The 2,142-nt window shown below is 48.1% G+C and carries 2 protein-coding genes; both read left to right on the plus strand.

The genetic code is table 11. The features are described 5' to 3' along the window. Window positions 1-999, plus strand: a 999-nt coding sequence (locus BZG14_RS15145) for a methyl-accepting chemotaxis protein (RefSeq protein WP_131825209.1), incomplete at its 5' end; no start/stop codon positions are given. Window positions 1,000-1,345: 346 nt separating this feature from the next. Beyond that, window positions 1,346-2,142 (plus strand): MCP four helix bundle domain-containing protein (locus BZG14_RS15150; protein ID WP_131825210.1); only part of this gene is annotated, 797 nt, incomplete at its 3' end.

Below are 2,142 nucleotides of genomic sequence, written 5' to 3' on the forward strand. Positions count from 1 at the left end.
ATCATCAATCCGTTGCGTTTAGTGATGGAGCAGTCTTCTGCGATTGCCAAAGGTGATTTGAGCTATCAATTGGATCGCGGCCAGATTGGTAATGAYGAAATGGGTCAATTGGCAGATTCGAGCATCGCCATGCAAGATAGTTTGCGCACCCTGATTGAAGAAGTGATTGCCGCGGTAACCCAATTGAGCAGTGCAGTCGAAGAGGTCAGTGCCGTATCGAGCCAAACCTCAAGCGGGATGCAAAGTCAGCAACATGAAGTATCACAAGTGGCGACCGCGATGGCACAAATGAAGGCAACCGTTGCCGACGTGGCGCAGAATACCGAAAGCTCATCCACCGCCGCCAACGAAGCGAGWGARCARTCMCGTATGGGSGCSMAAGAYATTGATGGSATGGTRGCMTCGATTCGYAAAGTRGCAGARGACATGCGTCAAACSGGCRATACCGTGAGTGAGCTCGATCAGCAGTCGAAACAAATCAACATGGTGGTGGATGTKATTCGTGATATTGCCGAGCAAACCAAYTTACTGGCGTTGAACGCGGCGATTGAAGCAGCGCGTGCCGGTGAATCGGGCCGCGGCTTTGCGGTGGTGGCCGATGAAGTGCGTACCTTAGCGGGCCGTACCCAAGACTCAACGGGCGAAATTACCACCATCATCGAAAAGCTGCAGCAATACGCCACGCAAGCACGTAATGCCACCACGCAAAGCTCGGAAAGCATTGAGCAATGCGTAGAGCGGGGCGACCAGGCTCAACAGCTGGTGCGTGGGATTGAAACCTCGGTTGAAAATATCGCTGATATGGGCATGCAAATTGCCAGTGCCTGTGGCGAGCAAGACTCGGTGGCGGATGAACTAAGCCGTAACATTGAGCGCATCAATGATTCGTCACAAGAAGTTGCTGGGGGGGCCGATCAAACCGCACAAGCCTGTAACGAGCTCAGCCAGTTGGCGCAATCACTGCAAACGACCATGCAGCGCTTCCGTCTAACCAAATAGGTCGTACCGCCAATAGATGAAAACAAAATCCCGCTGATTCAGCGGGATTTTTTGTGTTCGGTATAATATTTGACCGTTTTTGAATAAAGCCAATAATGACAGTTGATAGTACTGCATTAGGACGACATGAGATAGTTAAATCATTGTTAAATATAGAAATGTCCGCAAAATAAGCCAGTGCTGTATGACATACTTTTTGCAAAAATAATGAGTCTTTCGTCACACTTTGATTATTTTTTGTGCTAATATCCGCGCCGCTGTGTAGGACAGACACGCAAGCCCGCCTCAACATGGATGTCCAGGCATTAACACGCTAATCACTAATTTGTTGAGGACTCGCTTTTCCATGTTGAAAAATCTATCTATTGGTAAAAAGTTTACTGCGGCTTTTTCCCTCATTGCTATCGCTGTGGTGATCTTTGGGTTTTACATTTTTACCCAAGTCAGCGGTATGCGCGATGATATGCTGAACTTTACTGACGACACCCTGCCTGCTGTACTTGAGATTGAGCGGCTTAATGAAGAAATCTTGCGTATCCGTAAAGATCAGTATGCGGCGCTTACCTTTAGCGATCCGGCAAAACGACGCGAAGTCTTGGGTGATGTCTATGTCATGAAGCGCGATTATAGCCGTGCTCTCGACGCCTACCAAGAAAGCCTTTGGTATGATGATGAAAAAGCCATTTTCAGTCGTATCCAAAGCCATTGGGATAAGTACAACCAAGAACTCAGTGCTTTTCCTGACCGTGTTAAAGACGGGCAATTGACCGCGGCACAACAAATTTTATCTAAGTCATTTGGCACCTTCGGCAAGTTAGATAAAGCGCTTAAAGAAATGTCTGAGCTGACCCAAGGTTTTATTGACTCAAACCGCACCTCCATGCTGAATCAAGTGTCGACGGTGAGCATGACCATTGTCGGGGTACTGCTTGCGGTGATCGCCTTTATGATTGTGGTGGCAGTGGTGTTTACTCGTGCGATCATCAATCCGTTGCGTTTAGTGATGGAGCAGTCTTCTGCGATTGCCAAAGGTGATTTGAGCTATCAATTGGATCGCGGCCAGATTGGTAATGATGAAATGGGTCAATTGGCAGATTCGAGCATCGCCATGCAAGATAGTTTGCGCACCCTGATTGAAGAAGT

It is taken from the genome of Salinivibrio sp. IB282 (assembly GCF_001995685.1).
Taxonomy (GTDB): Bacteria; Pseudomonadota; Gammaproteobacteria; order Enterobacterales; family Vibrionaceae; genus Salinivibrio; species Salinivibrio kushneri.